The organism is Lactobacillus delbrueckii subsp. delbrueckii DSM 20074 = JCM 1012 (assembly GCF_001433875.1).
Classification (GTDB): domain Bacteria; phylum Bacillota; class Bacilli; order Lactobacillales; family Lactobacillaceae; genus Lactobacillus; species Lactobacillus delbrueckii.
In genome coordinates this window covers 1-1,711 of record NZ_AZCR01000053.1, presented here as the reverse complement: position 1 = coordinate 1,711, position 1,711 = coordinate 1, and the positions used below count along the sequence as shown (strand labels likewise).

General features: G+C 49.6%; 2 protein-coding genes. Both read left to right on the top strand.

Translation table 11 applies throughout. The features are described from left to right. Nucleotides 1-550: DNA gyrase C-terminal beta-propeller domain-containing protein (locus FD23_RS10620; protein ID WP_275452787.1), on the top strand; the 550-nt coding region annotated here is incomplete at its 5' end. 113 nt (nucleotides 551-663) lie between these two features. Further along, nucleotides 664-1,599: a manganese-dependent inorganic pyrophosphatase gene (locus FD23_RS06930; RefSeq protein ID WP_003613497.1), complete on the top strand. Its 936-nt coding sequence runs from the start codon at nucleotides 664-666 to the stop codon at nucleotides 1,597-1,599. Nucleotides 1,600-1,711 lie beyond the last annotated feature (112 nt).

The following is a 1,711-nucleotide window of genomic DNA, read 5'->3' as shown; positions in this document are numbered from 1 at the left end:
AGACTCCCGCGTCATTACTGTGGACCTGGTCAAGACAAGTGAAAAGCGGGAAATCACCCTCTTTACCAACCAGGCCTTTGCCCTTAAATATGACATTGATGAAGTTCCGCAAGTCGGGGCCCGGGCAGCTGGGGTCAAGTCAATCAACTTGAAGGAAGACGACTATGTCGTTGCCTGCCTGGTCACTGACCCGCAATATGAAGACCTGCTCAAGGTGGGTCTGGTAACCCAAAGAGGGGCCTTCAAGCAGATGCCGCTGAAGCTGATCGGCAAGACCAGCCGGGCCAAGCGGGGCGTATTGGTTTTGCGGAACCTGAAGACCAAGCCGCACCGGATCGTGGCCTTGAAGGCTTACGGGCAAAACCATGAGCTGATCTTGATCACTTCCAGCCTGCGCAAGCAGGTCATCCGGACCAGCGACCACCCAGTCGGCGACCGGCAGAGCAACGGTTCCTTCGTCATTGATGTTAAGACAGACGGAGAGGCTAAGGAACTGCTCATGGGCCGGCCTTTACCGGACCAGGCCAGGGATATCGGCCGCTTGCTCTAAAAAATTAAAAAGATTACGAAAAGATCGCGAAAAGATTGAACAAAGCGCTGATTTTCTAGTAGACTTAATTAGAGAGAATAATTTTAGCTAAATCTAGAAGGGAAAATTCCAAGATGGAAAAAGAACTGATTTTTGGTCACAGAAACCCAGATACTGACGCAATTGGCACGGCGATTGCCTACTCATACTTCCAAAACCAACATGGCTACAACACTGAAGCCGTTGCTTTGGGTGAAGCCAACGACGAAACTTCTTTTGCTTTGAAGAAGTTCGGCTTTGAAGCACCACGCGTGGTTAAGACTGTCGCAAATGAAGTCAAGGCCATCATGCTGGTTGACCACAACGAACCGCAACAAAGCGTTGAAGACCGGGACCAAGTCAAGGTTACCCACGTCATTGACCACCACCGGATCAGCAACTTCGCGACGATCGACCCCTTGTTCTACCGCGCTGAACCAGTAGGCTGCACTTCCACTGTTTTGTGGGAAATGTTCAAGGAGCAAAACATGGAAATTCCAACCAACATTGCTGGTATCATGCTCAGTGCCATTATTTCCGACACCTTGCTTTTGAAGTCACCAACCACTACTGACATCGACAAGGAAGCAGTTGAAGACCTGGCTAAGATTGCCGGCGTTGACTATAAGGAATACGGTTTGGAACTGCTTAAGGCCGGCACCAACATCGCCGCTAAGTCAGTTGAAGAACTGATCGACCTGGACGCCAAGAGCTTCGAACTGGGCTCAAAGACTGCCCGGATCGCTCAAGTCAACGTTGTTGACGTCCCAGAAGCCCTGGAACGCAAGGATGCCTTCCTGGCAGCCATGGAAAAGGATGCTAAGGCTAACGGCTACGACTTGTTTATGCTGGTAATTACCAACGTTTTGGACTCTGACTCAGAAGTTCTCTTCATCGGGGATGACGAAAGCAAGTCTGTCTTTGCCAAGGCCTTCGGCAAGGAACTGGTTGACTCAGAAGCCCACCTGCCAGGCGTTGTTTCCCGGAAGAAGCAAATCGTTCCGCCATTGACCCGGGCATTTGAAGCTTAATCAGCTAAATAACTAGGAAAAAGAATCCAGGTTTTGATATGACCCCCGAAATTAGGACACTAATTTCGGGGGTTATTTTCATGACTAAATACACTAAAGAAATCAAACTTGC